Annotated in this window: 20 protein-coding genes and 1 pseudogene; 13 read left to right on the forward strand and 8 right to left on the reverse strand. The window is 68.6% G+C overall.

Annotation, left to right across the window (positions count from 1 at the left end; genetic code table 11):
- Nucleotides 1-70 precede the first annotated feature (70 nt).
- Nucleotides 71-733: an O-methyltransferase gene (locus AC4HOU_RS16215; RefSeq protein WP_195019859.1), complete on the forward strand. Its 663-nt coding sequence runs from the start codon at nucleotides 71-73 to the stop codon at nucleotides 731-733.
- A 40-nt stretch (nucleotides 734-773) separates the two neighbouring features.
- The gene (locus AC4HOU_RS16220; RefSeq protein ID WP_194991051.1) at nucleotides 774-941 is read left to right on the forward strand and encodes a hypothetical protein; all 168 of its coding nucleotides are present in this window, start codon (nucleotides 774-776) and stop codon (nucleotides 939-941) included.
- A gap of 41 nt (nucleotides 942-982) precedes the next feature.
- On the opposite strand, the gene AC4HOU_RS16225 is transcribed toward AC4HOU_RS16220, so the two are convergent.
- Nucleotides 983-2,143: a C40 family peptidase gene (locus AC4HOU_RS16225; RefSeq protein WP_163809605.1), complete on the reverse strand. Its 1,161-nt coding sequence runs from the start codon at nucleotides 2,141-2,143 to the stop codon at nucleotides 983-985.
- 303 nt (nucleotides 2,144-2,446) lie between these two features.
- On the opposite strand from AC4HOU_RS16225, the gene AC4HOU_RS16230 reads away from it, so the two are divergent.
- From AC4HOU_RS16230 to AC4HOU_RS16255, 6 genes are all read left to right on the forward strand, one after another.
- Nucleotides 2,447-3,085 (forward strand): hypothetical protein, encoded by a 639-nt coding sequence (locus tag AC4HOU_RS16230; RefSeq protein WP_163809603.1) that lies wholly within the window; start codon nucleotides 2,447-2,449, stop codon nucleotides 3,083-3,085.
- A gap of 212 nt (nucleotides 3,086-3,297) precedes the next feature.
- On the forward strand, nucleotides 3,298-4,923 hold the full coding sequence (locus AC4HOU_RS16235; RefSeq protein ID WP_175585765.1) for an acyl-CoA synthetase: 1,626 nt from the start codon (nucleotides 3,298-3,300) through the stop codon (nucleotides 4,921-4,923).
- A gap of 179 nt (nucleotides 4,924-5,102) precedes the next feature.
- Nucleotides 5,103-6,752 (forward strand): acyl-CoA synthetase, encoded by a 1,650-nt coding sequence (locus AC4HOU_RS16240; RefSeq protein WP_163809599.1) that lies wholly within the window; start codon nucleotides 5,103-5,105, stop codon nucleotides 6,750-6,752.
- Between the two features lie 142 nt (nucleotides 6,753-6,894).
- On the forward strand, nucleotides 6,895-7,458 hold the full coding sequence (locus AC4HOU_RS16245; RefSeq protein WP_163809597.1) for a hypothetical protein: 564 nt from the start codon (nucleotides 6,895-6,897) through the stop codon (nucleotides 7,456-7,458).
- A gap of 365 nt (nucleotides 7,459-7,823) precedes the next feature.
- The gene (locus AC4HOU_RS16250; RefSeq protein WP_195019860.1) at nucleotides 7,824-9,275 is read left to right on the forward strand and encodes a PepSY-associated TM helix domain-containing protein; all 1,452 of its coding nucleotides are present in this window, start codon (nucleotides 7,824-7,826) and stop codon (nucleotides 9,273-9,275) included.
- 388 nt (nucleotides 9,276-9,663) lie between these two features.
- The gene (locus tag AC4HOU_RS16255; RefSeq protein WP_163809593.1) at nucleotides 9,664-10,359 is read left to right on the forward strand and encodes a DUF8020 domain-containing protein; all 696 of its coding nucleotides are present in this window, start codon (nucleotides 9,664-9,666) and stop codon (nucleotides 10,357-10,359) included.
- A gap of 160 nt (nucleotides 10,360-10,519) precedes the next feature.
- Here AC4HOU_RS16255 and AC4HOU_RS16260 read toward each other — a convergent pair whose 3' ends face one another.
- The gene (locus tag AC4HOU_RS16260; protein WP_194991683.1) at nucleotides 10,520-11,482 is read right to left on the reverse strand and encodes a hypothetical protein; all 963 of its coding nucleotides are present in this window, start codon (nucleotides 11,480-11,482) and stop codon (nucleotides 10,520-10,522) included.
- A 380-nt stretch (nucleotides 11,483-11,862) separates the two neighbouring features.
- On the reverse strand, nucleotides 11,863-13,002 hold the full coding sequence (galK, locus tag AC4HOU_RS16265) for a galactokinase (protein WP_195019862.1): 1,140 nt from the start codon (nucleotides 13,000-13,002) through the stop codon (nucleotides 11,863-11,865).
- Nucleotides 13,003-13,140: 138 nt separating this feature from the next.
- Here galK and AC4HOU_RS16270 point away from each other — a divergent pair.
- The 3 genes and pseudogenes from AC4HOU_RS16270 to AC4HOU_RS16280 all read left to right on the forward strand — a co-directional run.
- Nucleotides 13,141-13,617, forward strand: a pseudogene (locus AC4HOU_RS16270) (pyruvoyl-dependent arginine decarboxylase); the annotation flags it as partial.
- A gap of 79 nt (nucleotides 13,618-13,696) precedes the next feature.
- Nucleotides 13,697-14,266, forward strand: coding sequence for a hypothetical protein (locus AC4HOU_RS16275; RefSeq protein ID WP_163809587.1), 570 nt, complete (start codon nucleotides 13,697-13,699; stop codon nucleotides 14,264-14,266).
- Nucleotides 14,266-15,792 (forward strand): GGDEF domain-containing protein, encoded by a 1,527-nt coding sequence (locus AC4HOU_RS16280; protein WP_195019863.1) that lies wholly within the window; start codon nucleotides 14,266-14,268, stop codon nucleotides 15,790-15,792. The genes AC4HOU_RS16275 and AC4HOU_RS16280 overlap by 1 nt, the downstream gene beginning before the upstream one ends.
- Nucleotides 15,793-15,810: 18 nt before the next feature.
- Here AC4HOU_RS16280 and AC4HOU_RS16285 read toward each other — a convergent pair whose 3' ends face one another.
- The gene (locus AC4HOU_RS16285; RefSeq protein WP_228815131.1) at nucleotides 15,811-16,551 is read right to left on the reverse strand and encodes a DUF6319 family protein; all 741 of its coding nucleotides are present in this window, start codon (nucleotides 16,549-16,551) and stop codon (nucleotides 15,811-15,813) included.
- A gap of 329 nt (nucleotides 16,552-16,880) precedes the next feature.
- Here AC4HOU_RS16285 and casG point away from each other — a divergent pair, with 329 nt between their 5' ends.
- Complete coding sequence (gene casG, locus AC4HOU_RS16290) at nucleotides 16,881-18,527, forward strand: steroid-24-oyl-CoA synthetase (RefSeq protein ID WP_195019865.1); 1,647 nt, start codon at nucleotides 16,881-16,883, stop codon at nucleotides 18,525-18,527.
- 301 nt (nucleotides 18,528-18,828) lie between these two features.
- Complete coding sequence (locus AC4HOU_RS16295; protein WP_163809581.1) at nucleotides 18,829-19,650, forward strand: nuclear transport factor 2 family protein; 822 nt, start codon at nucleotides 18,829-18,831, stop codon at nucleotides 19,648-19,650.
- A gap of 73 nt (nucleotides 19,651-19,723) precedes the next feature.
- On the opposite strand, the gene AC4HOU_RS16300 is transcribed toward AC4HOU_RS16295, so the two are convergent.
- From AC4HOU_RS16300 to aztB, 4 genes are all read right to left on the reverse strand, one after another.
- Nucleotides 19,724-20,536: a class I SAM-dependent methyltransferase gene (locus AC4HOU_RS16300; protein ID WP_490724728.1), complete on the reverse strand. Its 813-nt coding sequence runs from the start codon at nucleotides 20,534-20,536 to the stop codon at nucleotides 19,724-19,726.
- Nucleotides 20,537-20,696: 160 nt separating this feature from the next.
- Entirely contained in the window at nucleotides 20,697-21,851 is a 1,155-nt protein-coding gene (gene aztD / locus AC4HOU_RS16305) for a zinc metallochaperone AztD (protein WP_195019867.1), read from the reverse strand.
- A 56-nt stretch (nucleotides 21,852-21,907) separates the two neighbouring features.
- Nucleotides 21,908-22,822 (reverse strand): zinc ABC transporter substrate-binding protein AztC, encoded by a 915-nt coding sequence (aztC, locus tag AC4HOU_RS16310; protein WP_195019868.1) that lies wholly within the window; start codon nucleotides 22,820-22,822, stop codon nucleotides 21,908-21,910.
- Complete coding sequence (gene aztB, locus AC4HOU_RS16315; protein WP_195019869.1) at nucleotides 22,819-24,813, reverse strand: zinc ABC transporter permease AztB; 1,995 nt, start codon at nucleotides 24,811-24,813, stop codon at nucleotides 22,819-22,821. The genes aztC and aztB overlap by 4 nt, the downstream gene beginning before the upstream one ends.
- Nucleotides 24,814-24,848 lie beyond the last annotated feature (35 nt).

Here is a 24,848-nt window from a genome sequence, read left to right on the forward strand (position 1 = left end):
ACTTCCCGGCGGTCCGGCCCGCCGCGAGTCGAACCGCGGGCCGGCCGGCGCGTCGTGGAAGACTTTCCGTATGACGAATGCCGAGTGGGGCGCGGTAGACCGGTACCTGGTGCAGACGGTGGTCGGCGAGGCCGATACCGACGTGCTGGAAGCGAATGCGGCCGCCGGCTTGCCCGCCATCGATGTCTCGCCGGCGCAGGCGAAGTTCTTGCATCTGATCGCGCGGACGATGGGCGCGCGGCGGGTGCTGGAAATCGGGACGCTCGGCGGGTACAGCACCCTCTGGCTGGCGCGGGCCGTCGGCCCGCAGGGCCGGGTGGTCACCATGGAGTACGAGCCGAAGCACGCCGAGGTCGCGCGAGCGAATCTGGACCGCAAGGGCGTCGGCGACAGGGTCGACATCCGCGTCGGCGCCGCGCTGGACAGCCTCCCGGTGCTCGAACAAGAGGGCCAGGACCCGTTCGACCTGGTATTCATCGACGCCGACAAGGTCAACAACGCCAACTATGTGCGCTGGGCGCTGCGACTGACCCGGCCGGGGTCGGTGATCATCGTCGACAATGTGGTGCGCGGCGGGAAGATCACCAACGGACATTCCGAGGACTCCGCGGTCCGCGCCAGCCGCGAAGTGCTGGAACTGCTGGACAGCGAGCCGCGCTTGGATGCCACCGCGCTGCAGACCGTCGGCAGCAAGGGATGGGACGGTTTCGCGTACGCGCTGGTCACGGACTGACGGAGACGCCAGGACGAGCTGCTGTGGTTATCGTGGGTGCATGGGCGTGATCGGCGAACTGTTCCCCGGCAAGAAGCTGACCGACGAAGGCAGCGCGGACAGCAATGGTGAACCGCACCGGCCGCAGCTCGATATCGATCTGAGCGCGGGAGTCATCCGGGTGACGGGCACCGCTGAGGCACGTTCCGAACCGGAACCGGAGGACTGATCGAGGCCCGCCGGCCGATCCCGGTCGCACACCGCCCCGCGCTATACCGCCACCTGGTTCGACGCCGGCGGATGGATGACACCGGCGAAGCCCCGATCCAGGCTGTAGGTGTTGCGCTGCACAGCATTGCCGGCATTGCCCTCGACGACGGTCACCGTATTGCCACTGCGGGCGACCACCAGACCGATGTGGTTCTGGTGACCCCAGACGATCATGTCGCCCGGACGAGCCTCCGAAATATTGCCGTCCCGGCCCCATCCCCATCGCCGGGCATCCGACCAGACGGCGCTGACCAGGTTCTTATTGGTCCAGTTCACATCCATGCCGCCTTGCGTCCACGCCCAGTCGGTGAACGAGGCGCACCACGCCAGATCGCCAGGGATGTTGTAGGGCCGGTTGACGTGGTTCGGACTGGTCTCTCTCACACCATTGGCGAATTCGCCCTCGGCGGCCCGGATCGCGGCATCGATAGCGGGCACTCCGGTCGAGGGCGCTGAGGTCCACGGAGTCGGTGCCGGCGCACTGGCGGGGGCGGGCGAGCCCGCCGAACCCGAGTAGGCCGCCGGGGCAGGGCCGCTGGACGCCATGCTGATCGGACTCCGTCCGCCCATCGTGCTCGGGGCATTGGCCATCACCGGCTTCGCGCCCTGCGTGGCCGCGCGAATCCCATTGGCCCACTCCTGGATCCGGGTTTTCGCGTCGTCGACCAGATCGTGTACATCGCCGGTGGTGCGCAAGGCGATGGCGGACAGCCGGTCGGCGACGTGCGGCGCGATGTATTTCTGATCTTTGCCCGGGCCCGGCGCGTTCGTGAGGGCATCGCTCAGGCCGCGTACCTTGCCCATCACCTGACGGTAGGTGGTGTCAGCGGTTCTGAAGGTTTCCGAGACCGAACTGTCGACACTTTTGCCCTTGTCGCGCAGTTCGTTCTCGATGGCCTGGAAATCGCCCTTGCGCGAGCCGTACTTCTCCAGGATCACCGATTTCGCCTCGACGCCGTCGATATCGGAGTTGCGCAGCAGCTTCGCTTTTCGCAGCTGTTCGAGCAGATCCGGTTGCGCGCCGGGTTCACCCGAGGCGAACTGTAAAACGCTCGCTCGCAGAGCGAGCTTGACCATCTTGACAACCGAGACGAGGCCCGGCGGGAAGTCACCGCGAACAGGGATGGCGTCGATTTCCGCGAGATCGGTCGTCAAACTCATCGACGGCACCGCCTTTCGGCCGACCGGACCGTCATCCCCCGTGGGCCGACATACAGGAGCATCCGGATCCTCACTCGCCCACGACCATCAGGCCACCTGATGAAAGACACCTGCGACGCCTCGAGTATCGCTGATTCCCAACAATGGGAACGCGTCCGGCATATTTCCTCGACGGCGCGTCTCGGCGGCAACCCTGGACAGTGCGGCATATCGCTGGCAACCTGGCCGCCGGACCGTTTCGCGTCGAGAAACGGATGGTTGTCGAGCTGTACCCGGGAATGAATCTTCCGAAGGAGACAGGCAATGCCACGCTCGAGCTTGATGTCCCGCTTCACCACCGGCCTGGCGGCGACCGCCGCGGCCGCCATGCTGTTCACCGGACACGCCGCCGCGGAACCGCACACCGTCGATTGGACCGCCGCCGCCGAGCAGCTGCGCGTCGTCGCGACCGGCAACCCGGCCGCCGAACAGGCCATCGACCGTCTGCTGGCCGATCCGCAGCGCCTCGACGACGCCGCCGAGGAGGTGGCGCTGCCCGCGCAGCCGTTCCAGATCCCGGCCCAGTCCGATATCGGTCGCGGCGGCGGTGCGGGCGTCTACGGTTCCGGCGTCGCGCTCGGCATCGACGGCTTCCGCTTCGGCTTCTTCGGCGGACCCGGCACCATCGCCCCGAACCAGACCGGTGCCAAGCTCGAGGTGATCTGGCTGAACCTGTCCAACGGACGCAGCGGCACCGAGGTGCTGACCGAGCACAACGACATCCCGGTCGATACCACGATCCGCTCGCGCGTGATCGATCCCGGCGCTGGCATGGTCGTGGCCGCGGTCTACGGCACGCTGTGGCACCGCTGGTCGGTTCCGGTCAGCGATCAGCACCCGGACGGGTTCCAGTACCAGAAGGGCACCATCTCGTTCCCATCCATGGGAGCAGTCGTCAATTGACAACGTTCGCTCACTGAGGTCGGGCGCGTTCTGTGAGGTCACAGGCGCGCCCGCGCTCATCTGGGGGTTTGCGTGCGGGGGCGGACACAGGGCCCGATTTGTCGCCTTTGGCTGTGACCTGTCACACGTGCGCTGATACGGTAGGCATCCGATATGCCCGTTCGATTCGCTAGGTCGAGTACCGACGCGAGAGTTCTGTGGAGGTGTTCGTGGTGAACCTGGCGCATACGCTGGAGGCCGTCAAAGCGCTGGGGGTGTTGCGATCGCGTGGGGTCAGCGATCCCAAAGCGCCGCTGGAAACCCTGAAGACCATGAAGGAGACGCGGGTCTACGGCCCGCACGCCGCGCTGGTCCGCCATTCGGCCCGGATCGCCCCCGATCAGGTCGCCCTGGCCGACGAGCGCGGTGAACTCACCTACCGCGAACTCGACGAGCAGTCCACCGCCGTCGCACGCGGGCTGCAGTCCGCAGGCCTGACCGAGGGCATGGTCGTCGGCGTGCTGGCCCGCGATCATCGCGGCCTGATCCTGGCCGAGGTGGCCGCCGCCAAGCTCGGCGTGCGGATCGCGCTGATGAACACCGGCTTCGCCAAGCCGCAGTTCGCCGAGGTCTGTGCGCGCGAGAAGGTCAAGGCGGTGCTGCACGACAGCGAATTCCTCGGCCTGCTCGACGCTCTGCCCGCGGATCTGCCGCGCTTCCTGACCTGGGTCGACGAGGGCGCCGCACTGCCCGAAGGCGCCACCACCTTCGACGACCTGATCGCCGCGAACTCCACCGAGCCGCTGCCCGCCCCCAGCAAGCCGGGCGGCTTCATCATCCTGACCAGCGGCACCACCGGCCTACCCAAGGGCGCCCCGCGCACGAAGGTGACGCCGATGGCGACCGCGCAGTTCGTGGACCGGGTGCCGTTCCCGCGTCGCGGCACCATGGTGATCGTCTCGCCGCTGTTCCACAGCACCGGCCTCGGCACCTGGCTGGTCGGCACCGTGCTCACCAACAAGATCGTGATGCGGCGCCGCTTCGACGCCGAGGCCACGCTGAAGATGATCTCCGATCACAAGGCCGAGATGCTGGTCGCGGTGCCGACCATGCTGCACCGGATGACCGAGCTCCCTGCCGAGGTGCGCGCCAAGTACGACCTGTCCTCGCTGAAGGTGATCCTGCTCGCCGGTTCGGCGCTGGCACCTGAGCTGTGCATCCGCGCCACCGAGGTGTTCGGGCCGGTCCTCTACAACCTGTACGGCTCCACCGAGGTGGCCATCGCGACCATCGCCACCCCCGACGAACTCGCGAAGGCGCCCGGCACCGTCGGCCGCCCGCCGATCACCTGCGATGTGCGGTTGTTCGACGACAACGATCAGCGCGTGCTCGACAAGAACGTCACCGCCCGCATCTTCGTGCGCAGCGGCGCACCGTTCGAGGGCTACACCGACGGCAGGCACAAGCAGATCATCGACGGCTACATGTCCAGCGGCGACGTCGGCCATTTCAATGACGACGGCCTGCTGATGGTCGACGGCCGCGACGACGACATGATCGTCTCCGGCGGCGAGAACGTCTTCCCGCAGGAAGTCGAGCAGCTGCTGCTCGAGCGCGAAGACGTCTTCGACGCGGCAGTGGTCGGCGTGGACGATGTGGAGTTCGGTAAGCGGCTGCGCGCCTTCGTCGTTCCCGAGCCCGGCCACACCCCGGACGCGGAGCAGATCAAGACCTTCGTCAAGGAGAACCTGGCTCGGTACAAGGTGCCGCGCGAGGTGGTCTTCCTCGACGATCTGCCGCGTAACCCGACCGGCAAGCTGCTGCGCCGGGTACTGGTGGATTACCAGGTCGAGCAGTAGATCGCGAAGTAAGAGACGCCGGGGTCGAGGTGGACATCGACCCCGGCGTCGGCATCTCTGAGACGAGCACCACTACTCGCCGGTAATGCTTGCTATTGTTAGCGCCAGCACTGGATCTCGAGGTTGCGATCCACACCACCCCGGTCACGGTGGCGGGATCGCGGAAGGTTGTTTGCCGCATGTCTCTGTCGACCCCAGCCCCCGTCCGCAAGGCGCGTGACCTCGCTCTGGGCGTGAATGTCATGGTCAAGCGCGGATTGTTCAACCCGCTGCGCCTCGATCACGGGGCCCGCTCGTTCTACAACATGCGCAAGTACGGCCCATTCGCCGGCGTCGTCATGCACGCCGCGCAGACCCGGCCGAACGCCGCCGCGATCGTCGACGAACACGGCGAACTCACCTTCGGTCAGCTCGACGAGCTGTCCAATGCGTTCGCTCGCGGGCTGTCGGCTCAGGGCATCGGCCAGGGCGACGTGGTCGCGGTACTCGCCCGCGATCATCGCGGCATGGTGCTGAGCCTGCTGGCCACCGGCAAGCTCGGTGTGCGCGCGGTGCTGATGAACACCGGATTCGCCAAACCGCAGTTCGCCGATGTCGCCGAGCGCGAAAAGATCAAGGCGGTGCTGCACGACAGCGAGTTCTTCGACCTGATGAGCGCCATTCCGGCAGACATCCCCCGCGTGCTCACCTGGGTGGACGAGAAGGACGGCGCCGATCCGTCGATCCCGACCATCGAATCGCTGTCGGCGGGCCGCTCCACCGAGTCCATGCCCGCGCCGGCCAAGCCCGGCGGCATGGTGATCCTCACCAGCGGCACCACCGGCACGCCGAAGGGCGCACCGCGCGATCGGGTCAGCCCCTTCATGTCGGCCCAGTTCCTGGACCGGGTGCCGCTGCCCAAGAACGGCACCATGGTGATGGCGGCGCCGATCTTCCACGGCACCGGCCTGTCCCAGTTCACCCTCGGCCTGGCGCTCGGCAACCGGGTGATCTTCCAGCAGCGCCGCTTCGACCCCGAGCTGACGCTGGCCAATATCGTGAAACATCGCGCCGATTCACTGGTCGTGGTGCCCACCATGCTGCAGCGCATGCTCGACCTGCCCGCCGACGTGCTCGCCAAATACGACATGACACCGCTGAAGGTGATCTTCGCGGCCGGCTCGGCGATTCCGCCGGACGTCGTGGTGCGCACCGCCGAATACTTCGGCGACGTGCTCTACAACCTGTACGGCTCCACCGAGTGCGCGGTGATCACGGTGGCCACCCCGGAGGATCTGCGTAAGGCACCGAGCACCGCGGGCCGCCCGCCCGCCGGCATCCGGATCGCGCTCTACGACGAGAACCGCAAGCTCATCACCGAGCCGAACGTCACCGGCACCATCTTCATCGAGAACGCGCACGGCTTCCGCGCCTACACCGACGGCCGCACCAAAGAGCGCGTGGACGGCATGATGTCCAGCGGCGACGTCGGCCATTTCGACGACGACGGCCTGCTGTTCATCGACGGCCGCGACGACGACATGATCGTCTCCGGCGGCGAGAACGTCTTCCCGCAGGAAGTCGAGCACCTGCTGTCCAACCGGCCGGACGTGCTGGAGGCGGCGGTCGTCGGCGTCGACGACCGCGAGTTCGGCAAACGGTTGCGCGCCTTCGTGGTGCCAGGGCCGGACTCCAACCGCGACGTCCAGGAGATCAAGGACTACGTCAAGCAGAACCTGGCCCGGTACAAGGTGCCGCGCGAGGTGATCTTCCTCGACGAACTGCCCCGCAATGCCACCGGCAAGCTGCTGCGCAAGCCGCTGGTCGAGATGGATGTCGACGGGTCGTAGGCGTCGCTCGGGGCTCGCGTTCGGCCGCGAGCCCGGTACGCGGCTACTGCCGACGGCCGCTTGTCCGCCCCCAGCTACCAGCCCGGAGCCCGCAATCGCCGAGGCAGCAATGGGACGAAAACTCCTCAGCTATCATCGGCGAGTGATTATCAGGTTCGGCCGACCCCCTGCGGATGACCGCAGCGGCATCGCGCAGTTGCGCGGTGGGGCGGCCGGATCGTTGTCCGGCACCATCTCGGTGGCCGCGCACGGCTGGGCATCCGGTGGAATGGCGCCGAGCAGCAGCACGTTGGCTCTCCTTCTCGCGGCTTCGGCTCTGGTCGGCGCGCTGGTCGCCGGGCCGGGCCGGCTGCGCACCGGATCCGCCGGGCTCCTCACCGTCCTGGCCGCGGGCCAGCTGCTCGGCCACCTCGCCATGGGGTGGGGGTCCGGGCATCTGCATCACGGCGACGTCCAACTGACGCCGACCATGATCGCCGCGCACCTGGTAGCCGTCGTGATCGCGGCGCTGCTGATCCGGGGCGCCGAATTCGCCTATCGCATGGGTAGGTCGGCCTTGGCCAGGGTTGTGCCGTTGCGGTATCACCCGCCCGCCATCGCCGGGCCTGCGCCGCTGCGAACCACGCATCGTGATCGCGTCATCCTGTGGGTGCTCGCCGCCGATGCGTCCCGCACTCGCGGACCACCGTCGACTGTTCGTCTCTGAATCAACTTCACCTGGACGCAATCGGCGGTCGGGCCACCGCGTGTGCAACACGGTGACGCCACCGCACGTCGCACGCAGCTGTCGTCGAACCGTGCTGCGCGGCGATATCCGGCGAGGCCTGCACCCGTCCGGTCAGGCGCACCTGCGGCAGGCCCTCCTCCCCGAAGGCCATGCCCCCGTGCGCCGAAACGACGTAGGCCGCCGGAATATCGGCTCGCCGTGAATTGCCACGACGCGTGCGCACCGATGTCGTCCAGGTTCCGTTTCGCCCCACCCGAAGGGTCTGCCGGATCGCAGACGGGCGTGAGTCCCGCGACCGATGGCCGCAACCCGGGTATCTCTCGACAGGACGTAGTCGAACAACGATGAGTATCACCGATATCGAGACTCCACCGACGGAGTCCGCACCCCCATCCGGTTCCCGGACCGGGCCATGGGCCGCGGCGCGCGCGCTCGCGCTGCGGCTGCATTTCTACGCCGGCGTCTTCGTCGGCCCGTTCATCTTGATCGCGGCGATCACCGGCGCGCTGTACGCGATCTCCCCGGCGCTGGAGTCGATCGTCAACCGCGATCTACTGCACGTCGACTCCTCCGGGCCCGCGCAACCGATCTCCGCGCAGGTCGAGGCCGCCGTCGCCACCCGCCCCGATCTGCCGCTGGTCGCGGTCGCACCGGCACCGGAATCCGGCGACACCACCCGGGTCATCTTCAGCGATCCCACGCTCGGTGAATCCGAACGCCGCGCGGTGTTCGTCGATCCGGCGACCGCGACACCGGTCGGTGAATCGGTGGTTTACGGCAGTTCGGGTGCGCTGCCCATACGCACCTGGATCGACCGGCTGCACCGCGACCTGCACCTGGGCGACCCCGGGCGGCTCTACAGCGAGCTGGCCGCGTCCTGGTTGTGGGTCATCGCGCTGGCCGGTCTGCTGCTGTGGGTCCGGCGGGTGCGGGCGCGGCGCGACCGCAACTCCGCGGGCTGGCTGCTGATCCCGGACCGCTCGGGTAGTGGCCGCGGACGCACCCTGAATTGGCATGGCGCCGTGGGTTTCTGGATCCTGCCCGTGCTCTTGCTGCTGGCGGCGACCGGGATGACCTGGTCGACCTACGCCGGCGAGAACATCACCGAGCTGCGCGAGAACCTCAGCTGGACCACGCCTGCCGTCAGCACGTCGCTGCCCGGCTCCGATGCGCCGGCGAGCCATGCGGGCGGCGACCACCATCACGGTGGTTCGACACCGATGCCGACCGGCGATCCGGGTGATCGGGTGGCGCAGCTGGATCGGGTGGTGGACGCCGGGCGCGCCGCAGGCATCGATCGGCCGGCCGAGATCGCGATTCCCGCCGACGATTCGACGGCCTTCGCGATCAAGGAACGGCGCATGCCCGGCACCTACACCGTCGACGCCGTCGCGGTCGACGGAGCCACCGGGGCGATCACCGCGCGCCTGCCCTATGCCGACTGGCCGCTGATGGCGAAGCTGTCCAACTGGGGCATCCAGTTCCATATGGGCCTGATGTTCGGCCTGCTCAACCAGCTGCTGCTGCTCGCGGTGATGATCGGCCTGATCACCGTGATCGTGCGTGGCTACCTGCTGTGGTGGAAGCGGCGCCCCACCCGCGCGGCCGGGCGGTTCGCCATCGGTAAACCGCCACAGCGCGGCGGGTTGCGGCGCAGTCCACTGGTGCTGATCGTGCCGCTGGCCGCGGTGACGGTTCTGATCGGCTGGTTCGCGCCGTTGATCGGAATCAGCCTGCTGGCCTTCCTGGTGGTCGACGTCCTCGTCGGACAGTTCAGGAGACGCGCCACCGGGTAGCTCCGGCTCCGCGATACAGGCCCGCCCCGGCGGTGGGCCTGGTTCATCGTGCGAATTTTCGCCTCGGCGCCGAGCCGAGGAGTGGTTCCGGGGGCCGTGCGACCACTGCAGCCCGCACCTGCGGGCCCGTCGGCCGCGCGCACACGCGCTCGGTCGAGTCCGCCACGGTGGAGCGCGCACACCGGCACGTCGGTTTCGGGACGGTCCGACCGACATCCGCGAACCACGGCTGTCCGCCTGCGCCGGGCTCATGCCCGCACAGCCGTGCCCATGCCAGGGCACGGGTGAGAACCACAGCCGCACAAGCAATTCGGGTCGTCCCGTCGGCATCGACTCTACCGACCCGGCCCGAGGTCATCTCTCCACACATGAGAAGGAAACAACTCCCATGAAGTTCACCAAGCTCGCCCTGATCACCGTCGCCGCGACCACCGCTCTCGGCGTGACCGCTGCCACCGCACAGGCTGCTCCCGAGCCGGAGGCGGTCGGTTTCACCGCGACGGCGACCGAGACGTCGAGCGTCATCAGCACCGACGCGGGTTCGCTCGTGGTCGAGGACCGGGTGCTGAAAATCAAGGCTCCCAATGGCACCGTGCTGGCGGGTACGCCGCTGACCTTCCGGGTCGACGAGTTCGAATTCCCGATCGCCGCCGAGATCTCCGGCCGCACCGCCACGCTCACCCCGCAGTTCGATCTCGCGCACGCCGCGTACCGCCCGGTCGCCCTGCCCTTCGAGGACAAGGCCACCTACAAGTCCGAGTACGAGCGGGAGAAGGACGCCTGGAGCCGCATGACCAGCACCATCGGTCTCGGAGCCAGTATCGCCGCCCTGGTCGGCGGAATCGGTGGCGCCGCGGTGGGTTGCGTGCTCGGCGGCATCGCCGGCGCCACCGTCGCCTCGGCGACCATCGTCGGCCTGTTCGGGCCGTTCATTCCCGCGGCCGCGGTCGGCTGCATCGGCGGTGTCCTGGCCGTCGGCAGCCTAGGTGCTGTCGTCGGTCAGATCCTGATCACCGCGCCCGTCGCGATCGGCGCGGCGATCCAGTACTTCACCACGATCAACGCCCCGTTCCCGGCCAAATGATCTGATCTGGCGGCTCCTGCGTCCCGGCGCACACCATCCCGGGGCGCAGGAGCCCGAGCGGTAGGGCAGCCGAAGGCTCAGTCGCGCACTCCTGCTGGGGAACGCCGCGATCCGTACCGGATGACGCGCCGCGCATCCGGACCGGATCCGCAGCGCGGGTTCAGCCGTCCGAGCACCCGGCTCGGAACCGCGGTTCGGCCGAGGCCTGCGTAAGTCCGGCGAGGCGACCGCTTCGAGAAGCGGCGACCCAGGGTGTGGTCGGCTTTTCCGCCGCCGACGTCGCGGGACGAGGCCGCGGGCGGCGGCGGGTCTGCCGGATGCTGTCGCTGCGCCGGAGACGCTCGCCTCGTTGCAGGAGGCGCTGCCGGCTGAGTTCCTCGTCGTTCGCGGCGGTACGCCGTTCCAGCAGTTCGTAGTTCTGCTGCACCATGCGGTCGAACACCTGGTCCATGATGTCGTCGGCGTCCTCGGCGTGGCCTGCTTGTCCGTCGGATGCGGGCAGGGCGAACAGAAGCTCGTCGTCCGCGGCGGCCGCACCGTCGACCGAGTAGGCCCGCCGCCGTATGCAGACCGCGATCACGGCCGTGAGCGCCGCGATGATGCAGCACATGAGGGCCTGATCGGTCAGTGCGGCCGTCGTGGCCTGTTGCGCCGCGCCGGCGGCCGGCTCCTGGCCGCTGCCGTCACCGAAGAGCGACTTCACGATGCTGCCGAGCGTCTCTTTCAGATCGTCGTGGTCTTCGGTCATCTTCTTCAATTCCGGTGACTTGCTGTTGAGGTACAGCAGTGTCACCGGCACCAGGACCACATTGGCCATAGCGGCGACGATCGCCACCGACCGCCCGACGCCGATCAGTCGATGCAGCTGGGCCCCGATCAGGGTGGCCGCCGCGGCCGCCGCGATCAACGCGCCCCACCACCCACTGATGGACGCCACGGGCTCGTCGAAGATGCGCAGCGCGGGAACGGACCCCTCCAGCCGGCCGAAGGCGTCGGTGCGCACGTCACCGTGGGGGCCGGTGGCCTTCAACCACGGCTGGCACAGGAGTAGCAGGGTGAACAAGCTCAGCGCTGTGATCGACCAGCACTGCCAACCGGATCGAAATTCGGAATCGGGTCGCATAACTACGCCAACTTGCCCGTGGGGTGCGTTTTCCATGAAATTCGAATTCAACCTTCGGAATTGCTTATTTCACCCCTGCGCGATATGCGAGGGGGTGTGTCACATCTTCGGTGAGCCCTTGTCGCCATCGACGTTCATCAGATTAGAGCATGGGATACGCAGGTCAAATGAGGTTTGCGGCACAAAGAGACATGCGACACAATACTTTTCGGTAACTTGCATTCATGGCCGCACGACCAGTTCTGGACGTGGTTGCCGAAAGCCCTGCATCGAGAAGTTTTCGGTGCCTCGGGAACCACCCGAGAACCCTGACGACGACGAACACCCTGTGACCAGATCCACGCGCGATATCCGAATCCGGCTCGACGCAGATCGCGCGATCACCGCAGTCGGCGCGCACCCGCGGCCGGTGCCGCAGTGAACACGCGGGGCTCGGGCAAACCGTTGCCGACCAGTCCATCTCGCACAGCGATGGTCACCCTATCCACGGCCTGCTGGTCGACCAGCGCGATGACGCTCCCGCCGAACCCACCCCCGACCATGCGCGCCCCATACGCACCCGCGGCCAGCGCAGCCGTCACCGCGGCATCCAGGCCAGGCGCCGACACCGCGAAATCGTTCCGCAGAGAAATGTGCGAGGCGGTCAGGATCGGCCCGATCTGGCGGGGATCGGCGCCCGCGCGTAACAACGCGACGACGTCGAGAACCCGGGCGTTCTCGGCGACGACGTGTCTCGCTCGGCGGAGCAGTACCGGGTCGTCCAGCCGCGTGAGGACGTCGAGCGAATCGATCTCGCGCAGCGATGGCGCACCCAGTTCCGCTGCGGCGGCCGCACATTCGGCCCGGCGCTCGGAATAGCCGCTCTCGGCCAGCCGATGCGGATGCCCGGTGTCGACCACGAGTAGTTCGAGCCCGGAAGCGCGCAGGTCGAACGGAATCTGCGCATGGGCCTCGGGGCCGCCTCGGGTGAAACGCTGGACATCCAGGAACAGCGCGTGCCCGCGGGTACACAGGATCGCCGCGGACTGGTCGAGTATCCCGGTCGGCACACCCACGTAGCGGTTCTCCGCCGCTTGCGTCAGCTCGATGAGACCGCGCTCGGAAACAGGTAGTTCGAACAGATCTCGCAGCGCGAGGGCCACCGAGCAGCACAACGCGGCCGACGACGACAACCCCGCTCCCATCGGCACTCCGCCGTCGATGCGCAGCTCGACACCACCCACGGGATGCCCGCGGCGCGCGAATTCGGCCACCACGCCCACCGGATAACGCGCCCACTCGGGAAGCGCCGCGCGCTCGGTCTCGAGCTCACCGAGCCCGACGGCGATCCGCTCCCTCGGCCGCTGCCGCGATCGCAGCAGCACCCGGTCGCCGCCGCGCCGCCGGGCCGCGCACTCGACGGTCATCGGTAGCGCGATCGGCAGCACGTATCCGTCGTTGTAGTCGGTGTGCTCGCCGATGATGTTCACCCGGCCGGGCGCCACCCAGGTCGCGAAGCCGTCGTTGCGATCGTCGGGCACCGCTCCACTGTACGAGACACGCCGTGCGAGCAGTGGTTTCGCCGCGACACGATGCGGGACGGGCGATCCTCGGTCACGCTCGGTTCGAAGGGATGACCCGCCCGCCTGTTCGCGGGCCCGGCCGCATGGGGAGCACGTGTGATCGATTCCGCCCGCCGTCGTTTCGGTCCGTCCTGGCCGCTGCGGCATCGTCTGCCCGCCCGTCGCGGCAATCGGGCCGCACCGCACAGCATCCAGATCGCGGCGGCCACCGGCGCCGGGCCCACCGCCCTGGCCGCATTCGATGCCGCCCTGCGCGAACTCGGGGTCGGCGAGGCCAATCTGATCCGGCTGTCCTCCGTGATCCCGCCGCACACCCGCCTGGAATCCGCCGCACGGATCGACACGCCGATCACCTGGGGCGACCGCCTCTATTGCGTCTACGCCGCCGGGCACGCCGACACCGCGGGTGTGCGCGCCGCCGCCGGTATCGGCTGGACCACCCGCGAGGACGGTGCCGGCCTGTTCGTCGAACACGAGGCCGAGACGGCCGAGGAGGTCGAACACCTTGTCCGAACCAGCCTGGCCGATATGGCACGGCATCGCACCGGTCGCTTCGGCCCGGTTCGGTTGCGCACCAGCGAAACTCGCTGCGACGACCGCCCCGCGTGCGCGGTGGTGCTCGCGGCGTTCGGGGCGTCCGGTTGGGCCGACTATGAGCCTGCTGCACGTCACGGTCGAAACCACGATCGACCCCGAGCCGGCCGACCTGTTCCACCGCCTCTACGAGCAGGCCTTCGGTCCGCTGCGGACCAAGGCCGCGGCCAGGCAGGTGCTGCATCGGGAGGAGTTCCTCGCCGAGATGCGCGATCCGCGGGTCCAGAAACATATCGCGCGTACCGGCACCGGCGAACCCGTGGGCCTGACCACCTTGACCAGGCATTTAGAGACGGTGCCGTGGATCAGCCCCGAATATTTCGTTGCGCGATACCCTGAACACGCGGCCCGCGATGCGATCTACTACGCGGGTTTCACCCTTGTTGCGCCAAGTGCGCGACAGGGGGCGGCATTCCATGTCATGATCGAATCAGTTGTCCGGGTTCTGGTGGCTGAACGTGCCGCGGTCGGCTGGGACATCTGTTCGTACAACAACACTCGGTTCTGTTTCGCCGACGGCATCCGAGCGGTGCTCGAGGAGCAGGCAGACGTCGAAGTAGCAGTTGAGGATTCCCAGACCTACTACGCGGCCCGATTCATCGGAACGGGAGCGATGAAGGGGGGCTGATGGAACTCACCGGAGAGCAGTCGGCGGGTGGGCGATCGCACTTCGGACATCGGTGGCTCAGGTTCGTCCCCGGCGTCGCGATCGCCTTGATCGTGCTACAAACTCTGCTCGATTCCCCCGCGCTGTCACTGACGACGATGGCCTCGGTGGTGGCGGGCGCGCTCGCCATGATCGGCACGGGCCTCTACCGCCACCGCCCGCGTCGACCACTGCCGTGGTATTTGCTGTCCGCGTCGGCGGTGGCGTTCGCCGCAGGCATCGCACTGCGCGATTTCACCGGCACCGGCACCCGCCACCTCGACGACGCCTTCACCCTCGCCGGCTATGTCGGCATCGCGGTGGCCGCGGTGTTCTGGTTACGCCAGCGGCAGCTACACGCCGATTACGACCTACTGCTCGACTCGGCCCTGATCGGCCTCGGCGCCCTGCTGGCCTCGTGGACCTTCTTGATCTCACCGGTGCTACGCGCCGACGGCCATCTCGGTCATGCCGTGACGACGGCGATCTACCCGATCCTCGACGCGCTGTTGCTGGCGCTGGTGGCCTACTCGGTGGCAACGACGACCCGTTCGGAGACCTCGCTTCGCCTGCTGCACGGCGGGCTGCTGCTGGCCCTGCTCGGCGATCTCGGCTACAACCTCGAGGTCGCGGGCACACCGGTGGCAGGCCGTGACGTGCTGCTCGCACCGCTGCTGCTGGCCTACACCCTGGTCGGCGTCGCCGCCCTGCACCCGACGATGACCTCGCTCGGCGCACCGCATCCGATTCATCCGCATCATTCGCGCCAGCGCGCGAGCTTCCTCGCTGTCGCGCTGATCGTGGCATCGCTGATCCCGGTGGTGGGTTCGCGGCTCGGCACGGTGGACCGGGTGGTGGTGTCGACGCTGTGCGCACTGCTGTTGATCGGGGTGCTGGTGCGCAGCGAGCGCGCCATCGTGCGCAGCGCCCGCAGCGAGAAACGTGCCCAGTACCAGGCCGACCACGACATGCTCACCGGGCTGCTCAATCGGTCGGCGCTGCTGCGAGCGCTGGCGCGCAATCGCGGCCACTGGGCGGAACGACCGCTGTGCCTGCTGTTCATCGACCTGGACGGATTCAAGATGATCAACGACAGCTACGGTCACGCCGTCGGCGACGAACTCATCGCCAACGCGGCCTCGCGGATCCGCCGGGCGGTGCGCCGCGAGGATGTGGTGGCCCGGTACGGCGGCGACGAATTCGTCATCCTCGCGCCACTCGACCGGCAGGAGGCCGACGGCCTGGCCAAGCGGCTGCTCGCCACCTTCATCCGCCCGTTCGAACTCAGCGCCGGCGAGGTACCGATCACCGCGAGCATCGGCCTCGCGTGCAGTGGGCCGCGCGCCACCGAAGCAGACATCTACGACCTGCTGCGCGAAGCGGATTCGGCGATGTACCACGCCAAGGAGTACTCCCTCGGCTACACCTTCTACGACACGTTCCGGGACGAGACCCGCGCGACGCCCGAGACCGTCCGCCGCCCCTGGCAGCGCGAGACAGCGGTCTGAGCGCCGCCCGGGCCCCTGTCAGCCGGGCAGCTCGGCGAGCAGCTTCTTGGCCTCCGCCAATTCGGCCTGCAACTGCTCGACCTTGGCCAGCTGCGCGACCCGCACCGCTTCCATGATCCCGCCGACCACCTCGGCGACCTCGGGGTGCAGCAGTTTCGCGGCCTGCGCGACGGCGGCGCTGTTCACCGGAAGCGCTCGCACGGTGCGCTTCTTGCCATTGACCACGTCGACGCTCCACTCGCCGTCGGCGGTGCCGCTGATGGTGACGGTGACCTCGGCCGCCTTCGACTTGCGCGCCGGAGCCTTGGCGGCCGGCTTCGGCTGGGCCTGCGGCGCCGGCTGTTGACGCGCGGGCGCGGGCTTGGCGGCACCGTTGGCGGCCACAGGCTCAGCAGCGGGCACCGGTTTCGTTGCGGGCTTCGGGGCCTGCGGCGGCGCGGGCGGAGTGGACGCGGTGCTCGTCGGGGCCGACGGCTTGGTCACGGTGGGTGATTCCTTCCTGGTGGACGATTTCGGCTGAGCGACGGCCTTGTCCCGGGCGGGCTTGGTCATCGTCACCTCGGCCGGGGAAAAGGACAGCACGTCTTTGGAACCGGTGGGCCGGATCTGGAGGAAATCACCGTCGGACGGCTCACCGAGGGCGATGACCTTGCCCGAGCGCCCTTCCGGTATGCCCACAGCCGCGGCGGTGAACCACACCATGGGCGGGCGGCCGTCGGCGATCTCGGTGGCGATCTGCGCAATCTCGGTGTCCGACAAGGGTTGCGGTGTGTTCTTGGACTTTGTTCGCGGCGACGACATGGGGCTCTCCGGGCAATTCTCGCGTTTCGTGAAGGGGCCTGCGTGCACAGATGATGCCGCACTCCACCGACAAGTTCTCCCCGCACCCGGCGAATCCATCCACGCGAGCACGCCGGGACGCCTTCGTGTCGATCCGCATCGATCGGGCCGATCCCGCTGCCACGGCGGGCCGGTTGCGATAAGAATAGAACACGTTCTAGGAACAGTCCCGCGGCCGCGTGGACTCGGAACAGGCAAGCCCGGACGGCCGGCGAGGCGTCCGGGAGAAACGAACGACAGGAACCGCGATGACCGAAACCGTCGATCAGCAGGCGCTCACCTTGGCCGCCATCGGCAAGCTCACCGGCCCCGGCGGGCCGTTCGAGATGACGGTGCAGCAGGTACTCGGCGCGCCGACACCGGTGCTCGTCAACCGCGAACGCAGCCTCGCCGACGTGCTCGCGGCGTCGACCCGCTGGGGCGATCGCGACTACCTGGTCACCGAGCACACCCGGCTGTCGTTCACCGAACACGCGGCGGCCGCGGGCGCGCTGGCGCGGGCGCTGCGCGATCGCTACGGCGTCGGCAAGGGCGATCGGATCGGCATACTGGCCGCGAACACCCCGGAATGGGTGGTCGCTTTCTGGGCCGCGCAATGCCTCGGCGCGATCGCGGTCGGCTACAACGCCTGGTGGGCCCCGCCGGAGATCTCCTACGGCCTCGCCCACACCACACCGTCGGTGCTGATCGCCGATGCCAAGCGGGCCGCCGGCGTCGCCGAACTGCGCGCCGACGTGCCCGTCCTCACCATGGAGGACGACGTCGCGGCGCTGATCGCGGAGTTCGCCGGCGGCGAGCTGCCGACGACACCGGTGGCCGAGGACGATCCCGCCGTCATTCTGTACACCAGCGGCACCAGCGGCCGCCCCAAGGGCGTGACGCATTCGCATCGCAACCTCATCGCCGTCATCGGCTATCACCGCTTCAACGACGCGCTCGCGGCAGAATTGTCCGGCACCCCCGACAACGGCGGCAGGCGATTCCTGCTCACCTCACCGCTGTTCCATATCGCCAGCCTGCACAATCTGGTCGTTCCGCGCCTGGTCAGCGGGGATACCGCGGTCATCCATCAGGGCTCGTTCGACGCCGACCGGGTGCTGCGGCTGATCGAGCGCGAGCGGGTCAGCAATTGGGGTGCCATGCCGACCATGGCGACGCGGATGCTCGACTGCGATCTCGGCGCCTACGACCTGTCGTCGCTGCGCGCGTTCTCGCTGAACTCGGCACCATCGTCGGCGGCCGTGCAGCAGCGGCTGCGTGAGCAGCTCCCGGTGGCCCGCACCGCGCTGGTCACCAGCTATGGCCTCACCGAATGCAGCACGGCGGCGACGCTTGCCGCACCGGCCGAGCTCGCGGCGTTCCCGGACACCGTCGGACGCCCGGTGCTCGGAGCCTCGGTGGAGATCCACGACGAGACCGGTGCCCAGCTCCCCGACGGCGAGGAGGGCGAGATCTGGGTGCATGGACCGTACGTCATGCTCGGCTATTGGAACGATCCCGCCGCGACGGCGGCCGCGATCACCCCGGACCGCAAGCTGCGCACCGGTGATATCGGTGTGCTCGAGGACGGCCGGTTGCGGTTGTCAGGACGACGCTCGGATCTGATCCTGCGCGGTGGTGAGAACGTCTATCCCACCGAGATCGAGCAGTGTCTCGACGAGCATCCGGCAGTGCTGGAGAGCGCGGTCCTCGGCGTGCCGGATCCGGATCTGGGGCAGGCGGTGGCCGCGGTGGTGGTCGTCGAGAACCACACAGCCACCGATGAAGCCGAGTTGCGCGCGTTCGCCGCCGAGCGCCTGGCCTACTACAAGGTCCCGGCGCGGTGGCGGCTCACCACCACTCCGCTCCCGCGCAATGCCACCGGGAAGGTGATCCGCGCGGGCCTCGAGCCGTAGCCACCCGGGCTACAACGAGACGATCAGCAGGAAGAGCGCTGTCTGGATGGTCTGGAAAAGACTGTTCAGGTTCTGCTGGATTTCGGCGCTGCCCATGCCCGGCCTCCATTCGTCCGGCCGACGCGCTCCCGAATGGGAGCGGTTCGGTATCACTCCAGTGTGACAGCGCGCCGTGGCACGGAAAGCCCCTGTTCACCTGGGCAGCGATGCCGGGGCATCGGCCATCGACACCATAAAACTAGAACTCGTTCTACTATGGGGTCGACCGCGGCGTCGCGGTCCGTTCGACGAAGGAGTTGCCGTGGCATTGGACGCATCCGGCGCGAGCCTGCTCGCCGCCGTGCAGGCTTCCCCCCGCGCCGTCGCCGCCCATGACCGGCAGGCGTGGGTGGGCCTGTTCACCGCCGACGCGACGGTCCGCGACCCGGTCGGCGCGCGCCCGCATACCGGCCGCGCGGCCATCGAACGCTTCTACGACACCTTCATCGCGCCCAACTCCATCGAGTTCCGGGTCGATCACGACTTCGCCGGCCCGGCCGTTGTGGTCCGCGATCTCAGCATCCTGACCACCATGGCCACCGGAGCGCAGGTGCTGGTGCCGATGCACCTGCGCTACGACCTCGCCGAGGTCGACGGCGATCTGCGCATCGCCCATCTCGCCGCGCACTGGGAACTGCCCGCGATGGTGGCGCAGCTACTGCGCACGGGCGCACCGGGTTTCGGTGCGGGGATGAAGCTGGGCGCGGCACTGGTACGCAATCAAGGCCTGGCCGGTGCGGCGGGGATGGCTCGCGGGTTCACCGGCGTCGGCCGGGCGGGCAAGCGCGTGGCCACCGAGTTGTTCGGTGCGGCGAGCTCGGGTGACACCGCGCATGTGCGCAGGCTGCTCGGCGCGGGCACGGTGATCGAATGCCCGGCGGGCACGGTCGTTTCCGCCGACGAGTTCACCGCATGGGCCGGTGCGGGCCTGCGGACCGGGAAGACGATCGCGGCCGGGCGGTCGGTGACGACGAGTGTGGAACGTGGCGGCGCACCCGCTGTGGTCGCGCTGGAGTTCGCCCCGGACGCGCCGAGGATCCATCAGGTCGTCGTGTTCGGCGAGCGGGTGCCGGAACAGCCCTGAGGAACCGCCGCCCGCGCGGGCCATCCGATGTATGCCCGCGAGCGAGCCCGATCGCGGCTCGCGCCGGCGACGCCTACCCCTGTGCCCGCGTCCAGACGATGCTCGGCGGAATATCGCGCAGCACGGGCAGCCGGTCGAAGATCGGCGCGAGCACGGCGAGCACACCATGGGACGGCCCGTAGGACGACACCCGGATGTCGGCGAACTTCGGGCTCCACTGCCGCAGTAGCTTGTCGATCTGGCTGCGCTCAACGCCCCACGGCATCGGCGGCGCCGTATAGGCGGGCGTTTTGCGGTAGCCCTTCATCGTCTTCGCCGAGAACCAGGGTGGAATCGTGTCGAACATCAGCTCGACGCCGGGAAATCGCTCGACGATCGCCACGCACAGGTGGCGCACCTCGTCGGGCTCGAAATACATGAAAAGGCCCTGCGCCGAGACGAATACGCCGCGTTGCAGCTGCTCGATGTGGTCGAGCCAGGACAGATCGAGCGCGCTGACCGGCAGATGACGGCAGCGATCGCGCGCGGGCAGGTAACGCTCGCGGATCGCGATGGCCTCGGGCACGTCGACACACAGCCATCGCACCGCGCCGTCGTCGCAGCGCTGGAACTGGGTTTCCAGCCCGGCCGCCAGTTCCACCACGGTGCCGCCCGGATGTGCGGCGAGCCAGGGTCGCAGTGCCTCGTCGAAGCGCATCGACCGGACGGCGTGGGTGCCGTCGGGTGTGCCGAAGGCCGCCTCGTAGTCGAAGTCGATCGACTCGTAGATGCGTACACACTCCGGGTCGCGCAATACCGCGTCGGCGCGCAACGATTCACTGGCCCGGTTGTGCAATGTCCACAGCATCGTCAGCGGGATACCGCTGAGCCCGACATCACCGCTCATCGGATTCACCTCTTCCTGCCGCCGCAACGGCCGTTACCAGGAGGGATATCGCAGGTATGGGAAGCCTAACGACGAATCGGGCCGAGCGGGGTTCCTCGACGAGCGGCCGGGCCGCCGGTGGCCGGAGCCACCGACGGCCGAGGGTGCCGACGCACGGGCGTCAGGAGCTCACGCCGCTGAGCTCGTTCGGGCTCTCCGGCAACTCCGCCGAGGCGGTCACCGCGCCGCTGGCGAGATCGACCCGATGCACCGCCTTCTTCGCGGTATCGGTGACGTAGGCGATGCCGTCGCGCACGAACAGCGCCGGCCGCGGCTGCTGCCATTCCAGCGGCTCCTGCCACGGGTCGATCACCGCGATGGTCGTGGTGACCGTGCCCGCGACCGGGTCGATGACGTGGATCTTGCCGTCGGTGCCGAGCACGAGCGCTTCACCCTGCGGGCCGCGAGCCAGCGACCGGAAGGTGTAGCTGGTGCCGAGATCGACCAGCCGCAGCGTGGCGTTGGTGGTGTCGATCAACGAAATCTGCTGCGGGCGTTCTAGTTCGGCGTCCTTGTCCTGCTTGTAGTCGCCGAGCACGATCGGCGAGACCTCGCTGCCCGCCTGGTTGCCGATGCGCCCGTACGGGGTCGGGCTGGTGACCTTGGTGATGGCGCCGTCGCGGTAGATCAGCGCGCCGGTCTGGCAGCCGACGACGACGGCCTCGCCCTGCGCGGTCGCCTCACCGTGTACGCCGGGGCAGTCCTCGTTGCGGGCGATTTCCTTGCGGTCGGGGTCGAGGACGACGATCCCGGTGCGCGCTTCCTCGGTGCCGACCGTCAGCACCAGTTCGCCGTTCGCCATTTCGAGGGCGACACCGTGATGCGGCGCGGGCGCCTGGTACACCTGCGTCTCGGGCTTCTCCGCGCCGAGCTGCTCGGGGTCGAACGAGGTCACTTCACCGCTGCCGTCGGCGAACAGTACGGTTCGCCCGGCGTGACCGACGACGTGGCCCGGTTTCGCGGCGGGGAAATCGACCCCGGTGAACCGGCCCTCCACGGCGTCGAGCACCCGGAAGGCATCCGAGGTGGAGACCAGCATGTGCCGGTCGTCGCCGGCCGGGTTGAGCCGGTTGAATCCCTCCAGCGCGATCTCACCGGTGGTCGCGAGGGTATCCGGGTCGAGCAGGTAGATACCGCCGTCGTAGGTGACCGCGAGCGGGGCGGTGACGGGCGCGGCCGCCTGGTCTGCCTCGTCGCTGCCGCAGCCGCTCAGCGCGACCGCCGCGGTGAGCAGGCCCGAGAGCGCCACCGTTGTGGTGCGGGTCCGAGTACGCATGTTGCTCCGTTTCCGTTGTACTGCTGAAGTTCTCGGCGCGAGCGCACCACCGGTGCTCACGGGGCCAGCCCGGTGACGATGGCGTCGGTATTGGCGCGCATCATCTCCAGATAGCTGCCCGCGCCCTCGCCCGGCGGGGTGAGCGATTCCGAATGCAGCCCGACCACCCGGACGTGCACGCCCGCCTGCTCGGCGAGCACTCGCGCGAGCCGATCCGGTTGCGCCGAATCCGCGAAGACCGCGGGCACACCGGCATCGCGGATGGTGGCGGCCAGTTCCGCGAGATCCGACGGGCTCGGTGAGGCCAGGGTGGTGCCGCTCGGTATCACCGCACCCACCACCTCGAATCCGAAACGCTGTGCCAGGTAGCCGAAGACGTGGTGATTGGTGACGAGCTTGCGCCGCTCGGCGGGCACGCTCGCGAAGCGCTGGGCCATCCAGGTGGCGAGCGCGTCCAGTTCGGCCAGGTAGCGGTCGGCGTTCGCACGGACGGCGTCCGCATCGACGCCGGGCACATCCGCGATGACGCGATCCCGGATGACCTCGACCGCACGCCGCACCCGCTGCGGATCGGTCCAGAAATGCGGATCGGGCTGCCCGGCCGTCGCTCCGGAACCGAAGGCGATCCGATCGACCTCGGACCCGACGTATACCGTGGCCACCCCGGCGTCGGCGGCTGCCTCGACATTGCGGAGCACGCCCTCTTCCAGGCCGAGGCCATTGGCCACGATCAGTCCCGCCCGCTCCAGTCCCGCGGCCTGCTGCGCCGAGACGGCGAACGAATGTGGGTCGGCCGCACGCGGCATGAGCACCGACACCGGTGCGGCCGCACCGACGATCGCCTGGGTGATGTCGCCGAGGATGTCGGTGGTCACCACGATGGCGCCGCGGTCCGGTCCGGAATCCGCGCATCCGGTGAGCGCCATCATCGCGGCGAGCAAGGCGACGATCATTCGGGCGAGCACGCTCATCGGCCGGTCTCCACCATCAGTTCCGGTGCGATATCGAGACGGAAAGTCCGTGCGATACGCAGGTTGTCGTTGTAGTCGATCTCGTGCACGACCCGCGCCGCCGGATCGTTGACGTAGGCGCGGTTGGCGTCGACCGCGATGACCGGGCTCGCCGCACCGGGCGCGAGCGGCGCGGCGAGCACCTTCGTCTGGGCTATCTCGGCGCCGCTGACCGGGTCGTATCCGCGCAGGATGCCATCGGCGGTGAGCGCCATGATCGGCGTACCCGCGCCTGCGGTGTTGGTCGCGACCACCGGCCCGGTGGGGATGCGCGTCCATCGACGGGCGCTCACATCGAGCACGCCGAGGGCGTCGGGACCCGAGCGCGTCACCAGGGTGGTGCTCGACGGGCGATGGAAGAACGTTTCCGCGGGCGCGCCCATGCCGTCGGCGAACGGGATCCTGGTGGCGGCCACGCGCGCATCCTGCTCGGTCACCAGCACTGCCCCGTCGGCGCAGCCGATCACCACGCCGCGCCGGGTCACGGCCTGCCCTCGGGGCTCAGGGCACGGTGCGTCCAGCGCGGTCACCTCGGCGCCGTCGCGGGAGCGCACCTCGATACGGCCCGAGCGCAACGCGACCACCAGCCGGCCCGCGTAGGGCACAGCGGTCGCGTCGGGGATCGAGCCCTGTTCCCGCACCGATCCCCCATCCAGGGCAGCGCGATCCAACACGACGGCCCCGGCCGCCGCGCGGGCGGTCGCGATCGTCTTGTCGCTGTACGCGGCCGTGACCGGACCGGCGTCGAATCGCCCGACCTCCCGCGCGGATGCGCGGTAATAGTGCACGTGATCGCCGTGGTCGACCATCCAGCTACCGCTGTCGACCACCTGTGTCGATGCGGCATTCGACAGATACGCGTAGCGACCGTCACCAGCGATCGCGGTGACATCAGGAACAGATCCGAGCTCGATCACCTCCTCGGTGATCAGATCGACCACCCGCACCGCCCCGGAACCACGTTCCGCGACAACCAGTCTCGGCTGCGCCTCGGCGGTCTCCGCCGCGCCCGCGACATAGCCGTGCGGCGTCGGCTCGGCGGGCACCGGTTCGGTATCGGCGCCGCAACCGACGAGCGGGAAAACCAGTGTGAGCGCCGCGGCCACCGTTACCGGCGCGGTGGCAGCACGCAGGCTCAGTCGCTCCCGCAGCCGTGATACCAGGGCGGACAGGAAGAACAGTGCGACCGCGGACCCGGCGATGGTCGCGCCCGCCGCCGTGCCCGCATGCCAAGAGATGAGCAGACCGATGACCGTGGCGGCCGAACCGAAGGCCGCCGCCAGCGCCATCACCATCGGAATCCGATGGGCGAACAGCATCGCCGCGGCCGGCGGCGCGATCAGCAAGCCGAACACCAGCAGCGTTCCGACGATATGAAACGACGCCACGATGGCCAGCGTGAGCAGACCGACGAGCGCGAACTGAGCCCGCCGCGGCGCCAACCCGAGGGTCTGCGCGGTGCGCGGGTCGAAGGTGAGCGCGAGGAAGGCGCGATGCCCGAGCACGGCCACCACGAGCGCGATCAGCAAGGCCGCCAGCAGGAACAGCAGATCGAGCTGCCGCGTCGCCAAGACGTCGCCGAAGAGAAAACCGGTGAGGTCCACCGCGAACGACTGCGACCGCGACACGATGATCACACCGATGGCCAGCATGCCGACGAAGAGCAGGCCGATGCCGGTGTCGGCCGACCTGCGCCGATTGCGGCTCAGCACAGTCACTCCCGCCGCCATCGCGGTCGCGCTGGCCGCCGCACCCAGCAGCAGATTTCCACCGAGCAGCGAGGCGATCGCGATACCTGGCAGCATGCCGTGCGCCATTGCATCGCTGAGAAAGGCCATGCCGCGCACCACAACCCAGGTGCCCGCGATCGCGCACAGGCAGGAGACCAGCAATCCGCCCCACAGCGCCCGTTGCACGAAAGACACCTCGAACGGGGCCAATAGCCAATCCATGATGCGACACCCTAGAATGGAAACGATTTTCATTA

The sequence above is a fragment of the Nocardia sp. JCM 38205 genome (assembly GCF_058222935.1).